This window comes from Xenorhabdus sp. IM139775, assembly GCF_028598745.1.
GTDB lineage: Bacteria > Pseudomonadota > Gammaproteobacteria > Enterobacterales > Enterobacteriaceae > Xenorhabdus.
Map to the genome: position 1 here is coordinate 16,594 of NZ_JAQRFK010000025.1, position 19,411 is coordinate 36,004.

Here is a 19,411-nt window from a genome sequence, read left to right on the forward strand (position 1 = left end):
AACACAGGGTAAGTTATCGTATTAATCTATGTTATTATCAATGAAATCAACGAGATATATCAATGCTGCGGATATCGCTGAGTAACGATGATGGTGTCACCGCGCCGGGTATTCAAACCTTAGCGGCTACATTGCGGAAACACTATCATGTTCAGGTCGTTGCACCTGACCGTAACCGTAGTGGTGCGTCGAATGCCTTAACGCTGGATCGCCCCTTGCGCATCCACACACTGAACAATGGTGATATTTCTGTTCAGGAAGGTACACCGACAGATTGTGTGTATTTGGGCGTGAATAATCTGGTTCGTCCTCGTCCTGATATTGTCGTTTCAGGCATCAACTGTGGCCCTAACCTCGGTGATGACGTTATATACTCTGGCACAGTCGCGGCTGCAATGGAAGGGCGTCACTTAGGATTACCCGCACTGGCAGTATCGCTCAATGGTGACAAACATTACGAAACAGCGGCAGAAGTGACCGTGCGTTTATTAGCTTGGCTGCAAAAGTCCCCATTGCGAGCGGGCAATATTCTGAATATTAATGTGCCTGATATTCCCATTGAACAAATCAAGGGGTTTCGAGTGACGCGGTGTGGTAGCCGCAGCGCTGCTGAGCAAGTCTATTCCCTGGAAGATCCCAAAGGTAATATGCTCTATTGGATAGGCCCGCCGGGAGAAAAAAGTGATTTTGGGCCGGAAACGGACTTTGCTGCGGTGGACGAGGGATTTGTCTCCATTACCCCCTTGCAGGTGGACTTGACGGCGTATAAAGCTCAGGCGCTGATCAATGATTGGTTGGCAAAAGTCGGGGATATTGGGGAATGTTAAACCGGTCGATGAAAAATTTGCTGGCGCAATTGCGTCAGCAAGGCATTCACAATGAGCACCTGTTAGAAATTATTGCCAGAGTACCTCGGGAATGTTTTGTAGATGAAGCCCTTGCCCATAAGGCATATGAAAATACCGCACTGCCCATTGGCCATGGGCAAACCATATCCCAACCTTATATCGTTGCTCGCATGACAGAATTGCTGAATTTAACCGCTGTATCCACTGTATTGGAAATTGGGACAGGCTCAGGTTATCAAACAGCAATACTTGCTCACTTAGCCAAACACGTTTTCTCCGTAGAGCGGATTAAGGGATTGCAGTGGCAGGCTAAACGCAGACTAAAGCAACTCGACCTGCACAATATCTCAACCCGCCATGGTGATGGCTGGAATGGATGGCCATCAAAAGGGCCTTTTAACGCCATCATTGTCACCGCTGCACCACCAGAAATTCCGCAGGCGCTGCTTCATCAACTTGCCGATGGGGGGGTGATGGTTTTGCCTGTCGGCGAGCATACTCAATTACTGAAAGTGGTACATCGTTATGGGAATGATTTTCATGGCGACATTATCGAATCTGTCCGTTTTGTACCCTTAATTCAAGGCGAGCTAGCATAATCAGCTAAATTTATTTGAGAAGTCATTTTCAAATTAGCTGTTATTTTTTCTGAAATTAAGCAAAATGTTTCGCTTTAAGTCTTTAGTCATTCTAAATTTCTTTATAAATCATCGTTATTTACACTTATATTTGCCTTTATGGGGGAATAAAGTATGAACCTAGGAAACCCAGTGAAAAAAATAAAGTGGATAATCGCTAGCACCGTCATGGGAGCTATGCTGGTAGGTTGTAGCAATACACCAAATCGTCCGGCTCCAATAGTAAATATCGACAATAAGGAGAAAAACGGAGGATTACTCTCCAGACCATCATCAGTTTCGACGCCAATGGCATCTTCTCCTTCTGTACTCTCAACAAATCGCATACCAGATAATCATGCTGCTAAAAACCGTCATTCAGTGAATGATGCTGCCAGTGAGCAGGCATCTCAAGGACGAATCATCTATAGCCGTAACTACGAGAGCATCCCGAAAGGAAGCTACAACGGGAGTACTTACACGGTTAAACATGGCGATACCTTGTTTTATGTCGCTTGGATTACCGGTAATGACTTTCGTGATCTGGCTAGCAGAAATAATATTTCAGAGCCTTATAGCTTAAATGTTGGCCAAGTCCTGAGGATGGGGAATTCAACCTCCAAAAATGGTGTATTAATAGCATCAAATAGTACCCAATCTAAAATTAAGCAGGTTGATTTTCAAAAAATTAATGCGTATCCTGCAACTATTGATAGACCAAGGTCAGGAAAGATGTTGCCAAAGGAAACTATTTCTGGTAGCGACAGTGCCTCTTCAACAGTATCGACAGCAACAGATACGGGGATAAACAGCGCTATTAATGGGCTTGATACTATTAATAGTTGGAGGTGGCCGGCAGAAGGAAAAACTCTCGAAGGTTTCTCTGATTCTCAAGGGGGAAATAAAGGCATTGATATTGCGGGGACTCGCGGTCAACCCGTATTTGCAACAGCCAGTGGGAAAGTGGTTTATGCCGGAAATGCATTACGCGGATATGGAAATTTAATAATAATAAAACATAACGATGACTACCTAAGCGCTTATGCCCACAACGACACAATGTTGGTTCGTGAGCAGCAGGATGTTCAAGCCGGGCAAAAAATTGCCACGATGGGTAGCACCGGAACAAGTTCAGTAAGATTACATTTTGAAATTCGCTATAAGGGAAAATCCGTAAACCCGCTGCGTTATCTTCCGCAGCGATAAACCGGGGCAGGATCTGAAATCCTGCCCGCATTATCATGGGTAGGAGCAGCTAATGAGCCAAAGTACGCTTAAAGTTAATAAGTTGTATGATGATGCGGATTTAGACGAAAATAGCATGGAAGCTGATGACTTTGATGAAGCGTTGCTGAAAGATGAGGATGAATTAACTGGTCTTGATGAAGATTTGGATGTGTTGCAAGGAGTAAACCAACGGGTTCTTGATGCAACACAACTTTATCTGGGAGAGATTGGTTTCTCACCTCTGTTGACAGCAGAGGAAGAGGTTCTTTTTGCCAGACGGGCACTGCGAGGAGATATTGCTGCGCGCCAACGTATGATTGAAAGTAACTTGCGATTGGTTGTAAAAATATCCCGCCGATACAGTAATCGTGGATTGGCACTGTTAGATCTGATTGAAGAAGGTAACCTCGGGCTTATTCGTGCAGTAGAAAAATTTGATCCAGAAAAAGGTTTTCGTTTTTCTACTTATGCGACATGGTGGATACGTCAAACAATTGAACGAGCCATCATGAATCAAACTCGTACAATTCGTCTGCCTATTCACATAGTCAAGGAATTGAATGTCTATTTACGTACTGCAAGAGAACTGGCACACACATTGGATCATGAACCCAGTATCGAAGAAATTGCGGAAAAACTGGATAAACCGGTTGAAGACGTAAGTCGTATGATGCGGCTTAATGAACGCATTACGTCTGTCGATACCCCAATTAGTGGTGATTCAGATAAAGCATTATTGGATATTTTATCTGATGAAAATGATTCAGGGCCGGAAACCACCATTCAAGATGATGATATGAAACAGAGTATCGTGAAATGGTTGTTTGAATTGAACGCAAAACAGCGCGAAGTGTTGGCCCGTCGTTTCGGTTTGCTTGGATACGAAGCAGAAACATTAGAAGATGTTGGACGAGAAATCGGTTTAACAAGGGAGAGAGTTCGTCAGATTCAAGTTGAGGGATTGCGCCGCCTTAGAGATATATTGCATACCCAAGGCTTGAATATGGAATCATTATTCCGCACTTAGTTCTTTATACAAAAGAAGCTTATACAAAAGCAACTTATACCAAAGAAACTTATATTTAGAAAATAGACCTAAGAAATTTCAAATTGCAACGTGGTGGAAAATAAACATATTTCCAGCAACAAAGATAACGAGATAGCTAGATAACTCGTGATTGGAAAGAGTCGAAATCATTCACAAAGTGACAATTGAATAGACAAAGGTATATTACATGGTCATTCAAAGGTGGGCAAAATAAGCCCACCTTTTATTTATTCATTCACTCATTGATACCCTATAAACTTCAAGTTGCAGCTCGCAAGACAAAAGCAACTTATTATTCCCCGCGTCGCGGGGAGATAATCAATGTATCTTGAAGTACGGATGAGTATATATTCCTATTAGCATTTTAGAATGCGATTTGATTTACCCATTTCAGATAATGGGAATGCCACTATGAAACTTAAAATCATAATCAGGTGTTTGAATAAGCTCCGCTTCAACCTGACCAAAATAATTCACCCTCGTTGTAATATCTTCTTTAGATATTGACTGAGCCAGTGCCAAATAATCTTGATAATGGCGCGCTTCTGAACGCAGAAGGGAAATATAAAATTTGCCCAAGTCTTCATCCAAATGGGGAGCCAGTTTTGCGAAACGTTCGCATGAGCGCGCTTCAATATAGGCACCAATAATCAGCTTATCGACCAGCGTACCGGCACTCTCAGGTTCAACGGCATATTTACGGATTAAGAACATGGCACTTTGTGCCGCTTTCAATTCACATAGCAGGTGATCGCGCAACAAAATCGGCAAGCTTTCGGGCCGCCGGGCCTTGTCTACCCACTGATCGGGCGTCTCGCACTGTAAAAATTGATAAATGGACGCTAACAGATTGGTATCAAACTTGGTTGCTGTTCCAATCATCGCTGCCCCAATCATTGTTACTCCATTCATTGCGATCCCTGCCACCGTTAAACCATATCTTTGAGACGATAAATCCATTCCAATGCCTGACGTGGTGTCAAGGTATCAGGATTAAGGTTTTCCAATGCTTCAACAGCCGGAGATGTTTCTTCTGTCAGCAGCGTTAATTGTGGGGTATCAACATGGCCGACCGTCGCATGATTGGAGAGTGATTCCAACTCCTTCAATTTTTGGCGGGCGCGTTTAATCACATCGCGCGGAACCCCTGCCAGCGAAGCAACGGCGAGTCCATAACTCTTGCTTGCTGCTCCTTCCTGTACATTGTGCATGAAAGCGATAGTTTCGCCATGCTCGACCGCATCAAGATGGATATTGACGACACCTTCCAGTTTTTCCGGCAGGTTTGTCAGTTCGAAATAGTGAGTCGCAAACAGCGTCATTGCCTTGATGCGGTTAGCCAAATTTTCAGCACAAGCCCATGCAAGGGATAAGCCATCGTAAGTTGATGTGCCACGGCCGATCTCATCCATCAAAACCAAACTGTATTCAGTCGCGTTATGCAAAATATTGGCTGTTTCGGTCATTTCCACCATAAAGGTAGAGCGCCCGGAAGCCAGATCATCAGAGGCCCCGACACGTGTAAAGATGCGATCAACAGGGCCAATAACCGCTTTTTCGGCAGGCACAAAACTGCCAATATAGGCCATCAGCGTAATCAACGCTGTCTGGCGCATATAAGTGCTTTTTCCCCCCATATTCGGGCCGGTAATAATCAGCAAGCGGCGCTGTGAAGAGAGCGTCAATGGGTTAGAAATAAATGGTTCGCTCAATACTTGCTCGACAACCGGATGCCGGCCACCTGTGATCTGGATACCGACTTTATCCGTCAGGGTCGGGCAGGTGTAATTCAGCGTTTCAGCACGTTCGGCAAGATTTGCCAGTACATCCAGTTCTGACAGTGCTTCGGCACAGGTTTGCAAATCAGCCAGATGAGGCAGCAACAAATCGAATAACGCTTCGTACAGGGCTTTTTCAATGGCAAGTGCTTTGCCTTTGGAAGTGAGCACCTTGTCTTCATATTCCTTTAATTCAGGAATGATATAGCGTTCGGCATTTTTCAGTGTTTGACGACGAACATAATGGATAGGGACTAAATGGCTCTGTCCACGACTCACCTGAATATAATAACCATGCACCGCATTAAAGCCCACTTTCAGCGTATCAATGCCAAGTTTTTCGCGTTCGCGGATCTCCAGTTTATCCAGATAATCACTGGCACCATCGGCCAGTGCCCGCCACTCATCCAGCTCCGCATGATAACCTGTGGCAATCACACCACCGTCACGCACTAAAACAGGCGGCGTTTCGACAATGGCATTCTCCAGTAGTGTCTGCAATTCATCAAAATGCCCCACACGCTGCTGTAGCGCCTGAATATAAGGGAAATCGGAAGATGTCAGGATCTGATGAATATCCGGTAATTGCTGGAAAGCATGGCGCATTCTGGCCAGATCACGGGGACGGGCAGAACGAAGGGCAAGACGGGCAAGAACACGCTCTAAGTCACCGACCTGACGTAAAAACGGCTGCAATTCATCACCGATTTCCTGTAATGCGGAAATGGCTTGATGACGATTTTTCAGCGTCTCTTTATTGCGGATTGGCGTATGTAGCCAGCGTTTCAGCATACGGCTGCCCATCGGTGTCACACACTGATCGAGGACTGACGCCAGCGTATTCTCAGTGCTACCGGATAAATTTTGTGTCAGCTCCAGATTACGGCGGGTGGCGGCATCCATAATGACCGTTTCCTGCGGGCGCTCCATCGTCAGGCTGCGAATATGAGGCAGGGCAGTGCGTTGGGTATCCTTGACATATTGCAGCAAACAGCCTGCTGCACGCAGGGCGAGCGTCGCCTTTTCCACACCGAAGCCAATCAGGTCATGTGTGCCAAATTGCAAATTCAGTTGCTGCCTTGCTGTATCCAGCTCAAACTCCCACATGGGGCGTCGGCGCAGGCCATGACAACGTTCAATCAGCGCCATAGGCGCAAAGGCTTCAGGATAGAGCAATTCTGCGGGGCGGGTGCGTTGCAGTTCTGCGGCAATGGTATCTTCGTCGGGCATTTCGGCCACACGGAAACGGCCAGAAGTGATATCCAGCGTCGCGTAACCAAAGCCCTGGCTATCATGCCAGATAGCCGCCAGCAGATTATCCTGGCGCTCTTGTAGCAAGACCTCATCAGTGACAGTGCCGGGGGTAACAATACGTACAACTTTGCGTTCAACAGGGCCTTTACTGGTTGCAGGATCACCAACTTGTTCACAGATTGCCGCAGATTCACCGAGTTGTACCAGTTTTGCCAGATAGTTTTCGATTGCGTGATAAGGAACGCCCGCCATAGGAATAGGCTGACCTGCTGATTGCCCACGTTTGGTCAGGGAGATATCCAGTAATTTCGCCGCTTTTTTGGCATCATCATAGAATAACTCGTAAAAATCCCCCATCCGATAAAACAGCAGAATATCTGGGTGCTGTGCTTTCAGGCGCAGGTACTGCTGCATCATGGGAGTATGGCTATCGATATCCTTTGCTGGCGATTCTTTCATATTGACTTGATTCAATTGTATTATTCCTGTTGACTCAGTTGGGCCATCGACGCTCAGTCAACCCATGTGACGGCTCCCCACCCGCATTGGGCGAAAACGCTATCTTATCACTGATAATCTGTGTGATTCATCTGTAGATGCAATTAGGAAGATTTGCACGGTAGGTTAGCAGGATTACTCGCAGGAATGTATCGGATTTTTTCATAATTCAGCAGGATTGCGAAGCGGCTCGATTAATCCTTTATTATCCCTGTCCTGAAGTCGCCATCAGTAAACACATCGTCCTAAGGTTTCAAGAATATTGATATCATATTTGGTATACAAGGGTAGAAATGCGTGCCTGTGGCGTATGAAGGCGAGAGTGCATGAAAAACGCTCTGCAATCATTAATAAAATGATTAAATTGAGTGCGTATCACAATTATTGGATATGAAGTTATGCAATTATATTAGGCTTTTTATTCCAGACTAACCGTCAATAATTCTGAGCGGATATTTATACCGCATATTCTGGAGATTTTATCAGTGGATATCATGTTAGAAGGAAGCATTACCAACAAAATTGGTTTCGCCTCCCATCAAAATGCTGTGCCGATTTTACGTGAGTTACGAGTGAACTATGTGAAGGAAGACTATGAGGGGGAAAATAAAGAGGAACTCTCTGAGAAAAACGATTATAAAAATTTGACACTTTCACTCACCTCGTCACCCGCCTTTCTTGAATCCAAGACATGGAGTATTGACCAATTATCGCCAGGCGACAGCATTGAAATTGCAGAGCGTGATATAAAACTGAATGCGGAATATCTGTTTTCTCTCTCAGAGAGTGTTAAAGGAGGTATCACATTAACGCTCTCTGATGGTGGAAATCCCCTTGTCACTCATCACTACCCAATTGAGCTACTGGCAAAAAATGAATGGGGTGGTGGAACCATGCCAGAGCTGATCGCAGCTTTTGTCATGCCAAATGATGTTGCTATTGATAAGGTGTTGAAAGGTACCTCAGACGTATTGCGCAGGGCTGGGAAGAATGACGGTATTAATGGCTATAAGGCCCAATCCAGACGACGTTGTTGGGAAATGGTGTCTGCACTGTGGTCTGCCATTGCTGGCTTGAAACTCAGCTATGCGTTGCCACCTGCCAGTTTTGAAATACAAGGGCAGAAAATACGCACACCATCAACTATCTTGGATGGAAAAATTGCCACCTGTCTGGATAGTACTTTGTTTTTTGCCGCGGCCATTGAACAGATGGGAATGAATTCGATGGTGATTTTCACTGAAGGTCACTCGTTTGTTGGATTCTGGTTACAGCCACAGGAATTTTCAACGCTGATAACAGAAGATGTTTCTGCGGTTCGCAAGCGCATTGATTTGCAGGAAATGGTGGTTTTTGAAACGACGATGATAACCAAATCTCCTGCCCCGTCTTTTAGTCAGGCCATTGAAGCGGCAAAACGCCAATTGACGGAACAAGAATTTATTATGGCAGTCGATATCCACCGGGCACGAATGCAGAAAATTCGCCCCCTTGCGTTGGCTGCACAACATAGGGCTGAAACCTTGCCTCAAGGTACTGAAACAGAGGTGATCAATGATGCGCTGGAAGAGGCTCCTGTTTTGCCCGGATTTGATGTCGAGATTCGAGCCGATTTGCCCAATAGCGTTGCCGATAAGCTAACGGTTTGGCAAAGAAAGCTATTGGATCTCACCACGCGAAATCGATTGCTTCACTTACCCGAAAATGCTAAGGGAGTCAGGTTGATTTGCCCCAATCCCGCGGAGTTGGAAGATAAGTTGGCAGAAGGCAAAACTATTCGTATTGTCGCTATGCCTGATTTAGAAATGGCTGGACGTGATGCTGAACTTTACCAACAGCAACACAGCGAGAATCTCTATGAAGAATATGCCAGAGGTGCTTTAAAGCGTGGTGAAGTTGTTGGGGCACTGGAAAAAATAAAACTTGAAGCTTCGTTGATCGATCTCTATCGAAAAGCTCGCAATGATTTGGACGAAGGAGGGGCCAATACCCTGTTTCTGGCTATTGGTTTTTTGAAATGGAAGAAATCGGCAGATGATCCGAAAACATATTCTGCACCACTAATACTGCTTCCCATTCGTCTTGAGCGTAAAAGTGTTATATCAGGTGTCACGATGCGTATCCTTGAAGAGGAGTCGCGCTTTAACCTTACCCTGCTTGAACTGTTGCGCCATGATTTTCAATTGGCAATTCCTAAATTAGAAGGCGAATTGCCAACTGATGAAAGTGGCATTGATGTTGAGGGAATTTGGAATATTGTCCGCAGGGCAGTTCGAGACATCTCGGGTTTTGAAGTCACCAAAGAGTTAGTTATAGGAACATTTTCATTTTCCAAGTACTTGATGTGGAAAGATTTGGTTGATCGATCTGAACAGTTGATGCAGCACTCATTAGTGAAATACTTGATTGAACGGGAAGCCGGAAAAGCAAAACTGGAGCCGTCAGGAGAGTTTGTCGAACCAGGGGAGTTGGATAATAAAATTAAGGCGAGCAACGTTTTCATTCCCCTTCCTGCGGATTCATCACAACTCTCTGCCATTGTTGCTTCCGCCAGTGGCCGGGATTTTGTTCTGGATGGTCCGCCGGGAACGGGTAAATCGCAGACCATTGCCAATATGATAGCTCACAACTTAGCGCTAGGCCGGCGTGTACTGTTTGTCGCTGAGAAAAAAGCGGCGTTGGATGTCGTTTATCGCAGGCTAGCAGAGAAAGGGCTGGGTGAATTTTGTATTGAATTGCATTCCAGTAAAACCTCGAAAGTCGAATTTTTGAAGCAACTGGAAAAGGCGTGGGATACGCGTGATGTATTGTCAAAGGAAGAGTGGGAAAAAGAAGCCCGTCATGTTCAGCGGTTACGAGAAAAATTAAATGATGCGGTTAACGTTCTACATAAGAAGTGGCCTAACGATTTAACGGTACATCAGGCGATCGGTAGAGTGATTCGGGATGCCAATGAAGCAACGCCAAAATTGCCGTGGCTGGCAGGTACGCTTCACGATCAAAATGCCATGATCCAGTTGAGGGATGTTGCCCGACGACTTGATTTGAATGCACCATCAGCTAAACAATTTTCAGGCATGTTTGATGCAATTTTGCGCATTGATTGGTCGAATGGTTGGCAGGAAAGTATTGTTGCTACTGCGGGCGAACTTTCCAACGCACTGGAAAGGCTTACTGTGGCAATGGAAGCATTACTGACAGCAACGGGACTTGTTATCAACAGTGATACCAATGAAGTCTCTCTCCATCACTTACAGCAGTTGGTTAGGTTGACTGAGTTATTGCTGGCAGCACACGCTTGCGATCTGCGCTTTATGTTTGCTCCTAACGTGAGCGAGAAAGTGAGTACGGCAAGGAAAGCGAGCGCGCTGGTGGAAGTGTACCGTGAAACACAACAGACATTATCCATTGCCTATTCGGTGGAACACTATCGACGTATAAATATTGAACAGATTGAACGTGATTGGCAAAAAGCTGAGAAGAAATTCTGGTTCTTGAGTTCATTGGCGAAAAAGAAAGTTGGCAGGGAACTGGCGAATCAAGGCGGAGCATCGGGTATTCCTGATGTCATGGACGACTTGGCAAGATTGCGTAAGATACGGGAATATTTAACCGATATAGAAGGGATCGCTCCCGAATTGTTGGATATACCGGGTTGGAATGCCCAAAACAGCGACCTGAACAAAATGGTAGCTGTGGTGAATTTGTCTGAACAAATTCGAACCGCTATGAGTGCCACCGCAACATCCTCACAACACTTTGTACAACTTCGTACTGCTGTTACTACTTTGGTGATTGATTCTAATGATTTGTTAAGCCAAGAAGGAAATTTGGCCACTCGTTTGGTGAACCTTAAACAAGCAATGACGGATTTTCAGTGCATAGCAAAACATCTTGGTCAACAGTCTGGTGAGCCCAATCTGCAAGAACAAACGTTACCCCATATCAGAGAACTTGCTATAAACATTACTCAGTATAAAGCTGAATTAAAATCTTGGTGTGATTGGTGTCGGGTACGGGAAGAAGCCAATTCTATTGGATTGCAACCACTGACAGAAGCACTGACTAAAAATGCCTTGCCTGAAGGCCAAATAACTGAAATTTTCGAAACTGCTTACGCACGTTGGTTTGCTGCATGGGTTATTGATGCTGAGCCACTCTTGCATAATTTTGTTCCCGCAGAGCATATGAGTGATATTGAAGCCTATCGTAAGCAGGATGATCGCTTATCCGAGCTTTCAGTACGGTATATCCGGGCAAAATTATGTGGATTGATCCCAGCCAAAAACGAAGTGAGCAAGCAGAGTGGGTTTGGGATCTTAAAACATGAATTGCAAAAATCCCGCCGACATAAGCCAGTGCGTCAATTAGCGCTGGAAATGGGGGATGCGATGACAAAATTGGCGCCCTGCATGTTGATGAGCCCACTCTCAATTGCGCAATTCCTCCCAGCCAATCAGGAATTATTTGATTTGGTTATTTTTGATGAGGCATCGCAGATCTCTCCATGGGATGCCGTTGGTTCTATAGCAAGGGGCAAGCAGGTGGTAATAGCCGGTGATCCGCGTCAAATGCCACCAACCAGCTTCTTCAACAGAGGCGCGACGGATCAGGAAGATGATACTGAACAGGATATGGAAAGTATTCTTGATGAATGCTTGGCTGCCGGATTGTATAACCATAGTCTAAGCTGGCACTACCGCAGCCGCCATGAAAGCCTGATTGCGTTTTCCAATCACCGCTATTACGACAGCAATCTGATTACCTTCCCGGCGGCACAGACTACGCCAAGTACAGTCAAGTGGCACAGAGTTGAAGGTGTTTATACCAAAGGAAAAAATAAGCGTAATCAGAAAGAGGCCGAAGCGATTGTTGCGGAAACGGTCACGCGCCTGACAGATCCCGAGTTTATTAAAACAGGCCAGTCTATTGGCATCATCACACTAAACAGTGAACAGCAAAGTTTGATTTCTGACTTACTGGATAAAGCGCGTCAGCAATATCCAGCGATTGAGCCTTACTTCCAAGATGATTTGCATGAACCTGTGGTAGTCAAAAATTTGGAGACAGTACAAGGAGATGAACGTGATTTGATTATGTTGGGAATTGGCTATGGCCCGACGGAGCCGGAAGCCAATACGATGTCCATGAATTTTGGCCCACTGAATAGAGAAGGGGGATGGCGTCGCCTCAACGTCGCTATCACCCGAGCCAGACATGAAATGCTGCTCTTTACCTCATTTGATTCATCAATGATCGATCTTAACCGAACCAATGCCCGTGCGGTTCAAGATCTCAAACATTTCATCGAATTTGCCAGACGTGGGCCGATTGTATTGGCACAAGCGATCAAGGGATCACTGGGTAGCTATGATTCGCCATTTGAAGAAGCTGTTGCACAAGGGTTGCGCCAGAAAGGGTGGAATGTGGTTCCCCAAATTGGCGTATCACGTTTTCGCATTGACTTGGGTATCGTGCATCCTGATCGGCCTGGGGACTATCTCGTTGGCGTTGAATGCGATGGTGCAACCTATCACAGTGCTGCAACCGCAAGGGATCGAGACAAAGTACGTGCTGCTATCTTGAAAAGATTGGGATGGGAGTTAGTTCGAGTTTGGTCAACCGAATGGTGGGTAGATAAACACGGGGCACTTGAACGCCTTCACAATGCGATAGAAGCATTATTGGCAGAATCGAGAGCACAATTAGAACGTATACCTTCACCTGACCACACTTCGGAAACAGCACATACAGTCACCGGAAATGTCATCTTGCAAGATAAAGAGGTATCGGAGTCCTTATCTATCGGGAAAACAGTAGTCGAAGAAACTAGCGCCATTGCGAATATTGATGGGAGACAGGGCGATTTTATCTTTTCTGAAGGTAAAATTGCCAGTAATTATGTTGAGAGCAATAATAGCGATCATATTCGCTATGATAATGTTCGCCATATAGCGCAAGTAGAACATCAAACGAAAGAGTACAGAGTCACCGATTTTTCTGACCTTATGCCAAACATCAATCCAGATAAATTCTATCATTCTGAATATGAGGTGATATTGCGTCAATTGATCTCTCATGTTCTCGAACAAGAAGCCCCTTTATTGGATACGCTGCTAGTACAACGTATCGCCAGAGTGCATGGTTTCAGCAGGGCGGGGCAAAGGATCCGTCATCGTATTTTAGAAATAGTGGCAAGTGAACACTTTATCAAGGCAGATGAAATCGATGGAGATTTTGTTTGGGTATCACAAAAACAGAGTGAAACGTGGCATCAAGTACGTTTACCTGCCACGGAAGATGATATGCGCTCCATCAATGAAATTGCTTATGAAGAAATACGTCTATTGGCTGAATTGATTAAAGAAGCCGATCGGGCGGCAGAAATCTCACGAATGTTCGGTTTTAGGCGTGTAACCAGCACGGTGAGGACAAGGATCGAGGCGGTTATCAATGATATTGCTCGGTAGTTAAACTTATACACAGTAGCGACAATAATAGTTGTTATCTTTATGATCAGGCTGTTATCTGGCAGCCTGATACTCACTTCTGGAGGCGATTATTATGGTCTTACCATTATTATCCAAAAACAAAATTCTGCCATAATGTCGGTACAAATGTCGGTAGAAAATCCACAATCCTTAAGGGAATTTGATACGTGTCGGGGCGAAGAAAGGTGGTTATTGGCGGATGAGTCAATAACGATCTCTTGTCCAACCCGTGTATTATGGAAAAATGACCTACATAACTTGAATCAAGAGAAAAATAATATGGCAAGCAATCACGGAATACGGATAAAAGACAGGCGCGAAATCGAGAAGATGGAAATAGCGGGGCGCTTGACCGGTCAGGTGCTGGAAGCTGTTTGTCCGATTATTGTGCCCGGTGTCACGACCCTTGAAATCGATTCATTTTGTCATGATTACATTATCAATACCCTTGATGCGATACCGGGTAGCTTAGGGCAGTATGGTTTTCCTTATACGGTGAATACCTCCGTTAATCACGTTGTCTGTCATGGCTGGCCTTCGGAAAAAAAGCTGAAAAATGGGGATATCGTGAATGTGGATGTCACCGTCAAAAAAGAGGGATATTACGGCGATAGCAGTATCACATTTTGTGTCGGGGATGTGCCATTCCATGCCAGACGCTTGGTCAATGTGACTCAAGAATGTTTATATCAGGCCATTAAGCGGGTCAGGCCGGGCATCACGCTGGGGGATATTGGTCATACAATACAGCAACATGCCGAAGCCAATAATTACACCGTGGTGCGTGAATATTGTGGCCACGGCATTGGTCGCAGTATGCATGAGGAACCACAAGTTCTGCATTATGGCAAGGCGGGAGAAGGGATTATCTTGGAAGAAGGCATGACTTTCACGATTGAACCGATGATCAACCAAGGTCGAAAGGACATTAAGCTGCATAAAGATGGCTGGACAGTCACGACTAAAGATCGTCGCTTATCGGCTCAGTTTGAGCATACAATCTTGGTTACCCATGATGGATTTAACGTGTTGACGCTGCGGGATGAAGAACGCGAATCTTTTGAACGTTACCTGTCAATCAATCGCTAATCCATCATTTTATTGTTCTGTTGTGTGATAACGCCCCAATACTGTGTGGTGCAGTGTTGGGTTTTTGCGCAAAATCTGTGGATTGGATTTTGTTCAAATTGAATGAATTGACTGAATGAATTGACTTAAATAAAGTTTAGCTACGGCTATGTGAAATGATAGGGTGATTATGTCTTGGCTTGATAAAAACAAGAATCTCTCTTGTATTGTTGTTCTCTTTTTTCTTATTTTTCTGATACATAAATGTTTGGGCTATCAGTTAAAATTAATATATGTTTTCAGTGCCTTTGCATTCTTTTTATTTTTGGCTGCAACCAGTAGACGAACCTATCTCTTTTTGATTGCTTTCTTTTCCCTGATCGGAATGTGCTATACCCCAATCGGCCTCAATTACGGTTATCCGGATGTCAATGCAGTAGGATCATTAATCTATACAAACGGGAATGAAACGGCGGAATATATCAGCGGGCTTTCGGTTTTCACTTATTTAACCGCCATCGCCATTTTAGTTTTAATGATATTTGCACTTAAGGTAAATATTACCTTATCAGGCAAAAGTAAAAAGGGGTTGCTTGCCCTGTTTTTTATTTCTGCTTTCTGGTCACCGGCTAAGGGATATATAAAATCGGGTTTTGAAGATTGTTCGGAACTTTTTGATACCAGTTTACCGGAAGTTCGCTTTTTCAGTGATGCGTATCAAAGCTACCAGAAAGTCATGTCGGAAAATAACCGATTTGCCCAGATCATCAAATATCGGGATGACTGGCAGCCCGTGGTGAAAGAAGGAAAATATGATACCTACATCATGGTGATTGGCGAAAGTGTCCGCAAAGATTTCATGAGTGCCTACGGGTTCCCGACTAAAAATACCCCTTGGTTGGACAACGCGAATGCCACTGTATTAACCCACTATATTTCTGCGGCACCCTCGACCCAATTATCACTGACTAACTCACTGGCAATGCGTGAAGCCAATGAACTTCACCTGAATAACAGTATTGTTTCACTGGCGAAAAAAGCGGGCTTTGAGACTTACTGGTTGTCCAATCAGGGAATGAAGGGCGGGTTTGATTCTCCGGTCGCACTGATTGGGCAGCAGGCCAATCATTACACTTTTCTAAAAGAAGGCAGTTCAGACGACCGCAGTTATCTGCCGGATGAAAATTTATTGCCTTATATTCGCAAGGCGTTGGTGAAGGATGGGCAGAAGAAGAAACTGATTGTTATTCACTTAATGGGATCGCATCCACAACCTTGTGCCAGAACAGATGGAAAGTATGGCAGCTATTTCCATTCCCAAAATATCGCCTGTTATCTCCAGAGTATCCAAAATACGGATAGTTTGCTGGCAGACATTGAGGCGATTGCCAATAAAAATCAATTGCACTGGGCAATGCTCTATTTTGCGGATCATGGCTTGTCATTTGTGGATAAAAACACAGAGCGTGAGAATCTGACGCATAACGATAGTCATAAGCAAAATTATCAAGTTCCTTTGATTATTACCGGCTATGACTATTCCACTGAAAATGCCATTGAAAATGCGGATCAGAGTAAAGCTGGCAAACATATCATCGATGCCCAACGTAGCGGTTTGCATCTCCTGCCTATGCTAGCGACATGGCTGGGAATTGAAGAACCTCGCTTGATCTCCGCATGTGATTGGTTTTCCAATCAGGCATGTCAGAACCAACATACCGTGATTTCATTCAGTAACGAGTATCAAGACTTCAATCATCTGAAGGATGACAGCATTAACTTCCATTGAGAAATAGGCTTTTGTTTTTCAACCTGTCGAATCAGTGAGTTATCTCACAAAACGGGGTTCAGGTTTTAGGGGGATGAACCACTGATGGGAGGATTTTGACCGCTTAATGCGGGTATTTAACCGCTGGCTCAGATCCTCCCCTCTTATCAGGGAGAGTTTTGTATCATAGCGCAGTGTGGCGAGGAGTATATACCCTGCGGGGTGCCGCTTCCTGTCGGCCATGATAAGGCCGGTTTATACAGAGGGAAGTAAAATTAAATAATGACTTGCTGTTCGTCTTACTGTGAAAAGGAAGTTTTATGAACAATAATAAATTCTTAAAACATATCCCCTGGATGATATTGGGGATCATTGGCGCATTTTGTCTTGGTGTTGTTGCGCTGCGCCGGGGAGAACACGTTAGCGCTTTGTGGATCGTTGTCGCTTCCGTCGCGGTTTACTTGGTTGCTTATCGGTATTACAGCCTTTATATCGCCACCAAGGTGATGAAGCTGGATGCCACGCGGGCAACGCCTGCCGTGGTCAATAATGACGGTTTGAACTATGTTCCCACCAACAAAAATGTTCTGTTTGGTCACCACTTTGCGGCGATTGCCGGGGCAGGCCCATTGGTCGGGCCGGTCTTGGCGGCACAGGTGGGTTATCTGCCGGGAACATTGTGGTTATTGGCCGGCGTCGTGCTGGCCGGAGCTGTGCAGGACTTTATGGTGCTGTTTATCTCCTCCCGCCGCAATGGGGCGTCATTGGGTGAGATCGTCAAAGAAGAAATGGGGCGTGTGCCGGGCACCATTGCCCTGTTTGGTTGCTTCTTAATTATGATCATCATTCTGGCGGTACTGGCCTTAATCGTCGTGAAAGCCTTGGCGGAAAGCCCTTGGGGTGTATTTACGGTTTGCTCAACCGTACCCATTGCGCTTTTCATGGGGATCTACATGCGATATATCCGTCCGGGACGTGTGGGTGAAGTCTCCGTGATAGGTGTCCTGATGCTGATTGCTGCCATTTGGTTTGGTGGTGTCGTCGCCGCCGATCCTTACTGGGGGCCGGCGCTGACGTTCAAAGACACGACCATCACTTATGCGCTGATCGGCTACGCATTTGTCTCTGCGCTATTACCGGTTTGGCTGATTCTGGCACCGCGTGACTATCTGGCAACCTTCTTGAAAATCGGGGTGATTGTTGGCTTAGCCGTCGGCATTATCATTCTGAATCCAGAACTGAAAATGCCCGCCGTCACACAATACATCGATGGAACCGGGCCGGTTTGGAAAGGAACCCTGTTCCCATTCCTGTTTATTACCATCGCGTGTGGTGCGGTGTCTGGTTTCCATGCGCTGATCGCTTCGGGGACGACACCTAAACTGCTGGCCAATGAAAAAGATGCACGCTTCATTGGTTATGGTGCGATGTTGATGGAGTCGTTTGTCGCGATCATGGCATTGGTGGCTGCGTCCATCATTGAGCCGGGCCTGTATTTTGCGATGAATACCCCGCCGGCTGCATTGGGCATCACCATGCCTGACCTACATAACTTGGGGACGGCTGAAGCACCGATGATTATGGCCTCGTTGAAAGACGTGACGACCCATGCGGCAGCGACGGTCAGTTCCTGGGGCTTTGTCATTTCGCCGGATCAAATTCTGCAAACGGCAAAAGACATTGGTGAACCTTCGGTCCTGAACCGGGCAGGGGGAGCACCAACTCTGGCCGTGGGGATTGCTCACGTATTCCATCAGATCATTCCTGCGGCAGACATGGGCTTCTGGTATCACTTCGGGATTCTGTTTGAAGCGCTGTTTATCCTGACCGCTTTGGATGCGGGGACACGCTCTGGCCGTTTTATGTTGCAGGATCTGTTGGGTAACTTTGTTCCCTTCCTGAAAAAAACCGACTCCCTGATTGCGGGCATCATTGGTACAGCCGGTTGTGTCGGCTTATGGGGCTATTTGCTCTATCAAGGTGTGGTTGATCCATTGGGCGGCGTCAAGAGCTTGTGGCCGCTATTTGGTATTTCTAACCAGATGTTGGCCGCCGTTGCGTTGGTATTGGGGACAGTGGTACTGATCAAGATGAAACGCACCCAATATATTTGGGTCACGGTTATTCCTGCGGTTTGGTTGTTGATTTGTACGACATGGGCGTTGGGGCTGAAATTATTCAGTGACAACCCGCGGCTTGAAGGCTTCTTCTTTCTGGCGAAAGAATACAAGCAACGGATTGCCGACGGGGGAGCAGATTTGACGGCGGCACAAATCAGTAACATGAATCACATTGTTGTAAACAATTACACCAATGCGGGTTTAAGTATTCTGTTCCTGATCGTGGTGTATAGCATCATTATCTATGGTATCAAGACGGCGATAAACGCGAATAAAAACCCTGAGCGTACCGATAATGAAACCCCTTATGTTCCGGTTCCAGAAGGTGGGGTGAAAGTCTCTTCTACGCACTGATGCGATACTAAAACGGATATCGGCTAAAACAGGCTGTATCAGTAACCGCGATACCCCATATAATCGGCTTTGTATTATGTGGGGTATTTTTTTGGCGGGTCATTCCTTATAGGACAAGCCTTGGAGAACAATTTATGTTTGGTAACCTTGGTCGGGCAGGCAAATATCTGGGGCAGGCAGCCCGCATGTTGGTCGGCGTGCCTGACTATGACACCTATGTACAGCACATGAAGGAAAACCACCCGGATAAGCCTTACATGACTTATGAAGAATTTTTTCGCGAACGTCAAAATGCTCGCTATGGTGGCGATGGCAAAGGTGGCATGCGCTGCTGTTAGAG

11 protein-coding genes are annotated in these 19,411 nt (G+C 45.6%); 9 read left to right on the top strand and 2 right to left on the bottom strand.

What is annotated here, in order from left to right:
• Window positions 1–62 precede the first annotated feature (62 nt).
• The 4 genes from surE (at window position 63) to rpoS (ending at window position 3,719) form a co-directional block, all read left to right on the top strand.
• A complete protein-coding gene (surE, locus tag PSI17_RS07670; RefSeq protein ID WP_273551413.1) occupies window positions 63–827 on the top strand; it encodes a 5'/3'-nucleotidase SurE in 765 nt (254 codons plus the stop codon).
• The gene (locus PSI17_RS07675; RefSeq protein ID WP_273551414.1) at window positions 821–1,447 is read left to right on the top strand and encodes a protein-L-isoaspartate(D-aspartate) O-methyltransferase; all 627 of its coding nucleotides are present in this window, start codon (window positions 821–823) and stop codon (window positions 1,445–1,447) included. Before surE ends, PSI17_RS07675 begins: the two co-directional genes overlap by 7 nt.
• 153 nt (window positions 1,448–1,600) lie before the next feature.
• Window positions 1,601–2,671 (top strand): murein hydrolase activator NlpD, encoded by a 1,071-nt coding sequence (gene nlpD, locus PSI17_RS07680; RefSeq protein WP_273551415.1) that lies wholly within the window; start codon window positions 1,601–1,603, stop codon window positions 2,669–2,671.
• 52 nt (window positions 2,672–2,723) lie between these two features.
• A complete protein-coding gene (rpoS, locus tag PSI17_RS07685; protein ID WP_273551416.1) occupies window positions 2,724–3,719 on the top strand; it encodes an RNA polymerase sigma factor RpoS in 996 nt (331 codons plus the stop codon).
• Window positions 3,720–4,130: 411 nt separating this feature from the next.
• Here rpoS and miaE read toward each other — a convergent pair whose 3' ends face one another.
• Window positions 4,131–4,622 carry a tRNA isopentenyl-2-thiomethyl-A-37 hydroxylase MiaE gene (miaE, locus tag PSI17_RS07690; protein WP_273551429.1) on the bottom strand — a complete coding sequence of 164 codons (492 nt, stop codon included), beginning with the start codon at window positions 4,620–4,622 and terminating at the stop codon, window positions 4,131–4,133.
• 47 nt (window positions 4,623–4,669) lie between these two features.
• Entirely contained in the window at window positions 4,670–7,231 is a 2,562-nt protein-coding gene (gene mutS, locus PSI17_RS07695) for a DNA mismatch repair protein MutS (protein WP_273551430.1), read from the bottom strand.
• 533 nt (window positions 7,232–7,764) lie between these two features.
• On the opposite strand from mutS, the gene PSI17_RS07700 reads away from it, so the two are divergent.
• From PSI17_RS07700 to PSI17_RS07720, 5 genes are all read left to right on the top strand, one after another.
• Window positions 7,765–13,740, top strand: coding sequence for a DUF3320 domain-containing protein (locus PSI17_RS07700; protein ID WP_273551431.1), 5,976 nt, complete (start codon window positions 7,765–7,767; stop codon window positions 13,738–13,740).
• A 300-nt stretch (window positions 13,741–14,040) separates the two neighbouring features.
• Window positions 14,041–14,850, top strand: a complete 810-nt coding sequence (map, locus tag PSI17_RS07705) for a type I methionyl aminopeptidase (RefSeq protein ID WP_273551417.1) — start codon at window positions 14,041–14,043, stop codon at window positions 14,848–14,850.
• Between the two features lie 304 nt (window positions 14,851–15,154).
• Window positions 15,155–16,618 carry a phosphoethanolamine transferase gene (locus PSI17_RS07710; RefSeq protein WP_273551418.1) on the top strand — a complete coding sequence of 488 codons (1,464 nt, stop codon included), beginning with the start codon at window positions 15,155–15,157 and terminating at the stop codon, window positions 16,616–16,618.
• Between the two features lie 299 nt (window positions 16,619–16,917).
• Window positions 16,918–19,071 carry a carbon starvation CstA family protein gene (locus PSI17_RS07715; RefSeq protein ID WP_273551419.1) on the top strand — a complete coding sequence of 718 codons (2,154 nt, stop codon included), beginning with the start codon at window positions 16,918–16,920 and terminating at the stop codon, window positions 19,069–19,071.
• 134 nt (window positions 19,072–19,205) lie between these two features.
• Complete coding sequence (locus tag PSI17_RS07720) at window positions 19,206–19,409, top strand: YbdD/YjiX family protein (protein ID WP_047962587.1); 204 nt, start codon at window positions 19,206–19,208, stop codon at window positions 19,407–19,409.
• Window positions 19,410–19,411: the final 2 nt, after the last annotated feature.

Coding starts and splice junctions, on each gene's coding strand:
- surE (WP_273551413.1), top strand. CDS start 63: ATGCTGCGGATATCGCTGAGTAACGATGATGGTGTCACCGCGCCGGGT.
- PSI17_RS07675 (WP_273551414.1), top strand. CDS start 821: ATGTTAAACCGGTCGATGAAAAATTTGCTGGCGCAATTGCGTCAGCAA.
- nlpD (WP_273551415.1), top strand. CDS start 1,601: ATGAACCTAGGAAACCCAGTGAAAAAAATAAAGTGGATAATCGCTAGC.
- rpoS (WP_273551416.1), top strand. CDS start 2,724: ATGAGCCAAAGTACGCTTAAAGTTAATAAGTTGTATGATGATGCGGAT.
- miaE (WP_273551429.1), bottom strand. CDS start 4,622: ATGATTGGAACAGCAACCAAGTTTGATACCAATCTGTTAGCGTCCATT.
- mutS (WP_273551430.1), bottom strand. CDS start 7,231: ATGAAAGAATCGCCAGCAAAGGATATCGATAGCCATACTCCCATGATG.
- PSI17_RS07700 (WP_273551431.1), top strand. CDS start 7,765: ATGTTAGAAGGAAGCATTACCAACAAAATTGGTTTCGCCTCCCATCAA.
- map (WP_273551417.1), top strand. CDS start 14,041: ATGGCAAGCAATCACGGAATACGGATAAAAGACAGGCGCGAAATCGAG.
- PSI17_RS07715 (WP_273551419.1), top strand. CDS start 16,918: ATGAACAATAATAAATTCTTAAAACATATCCCCTGGATGATATTGGGG.
- PSI17_RS07720 (WP_047962587.1), top strand. CDS start 19,206: ATGTTTGGTAACCTTGGTCGGGCAGGCAAATATCTGGGGCAGGCAGCC.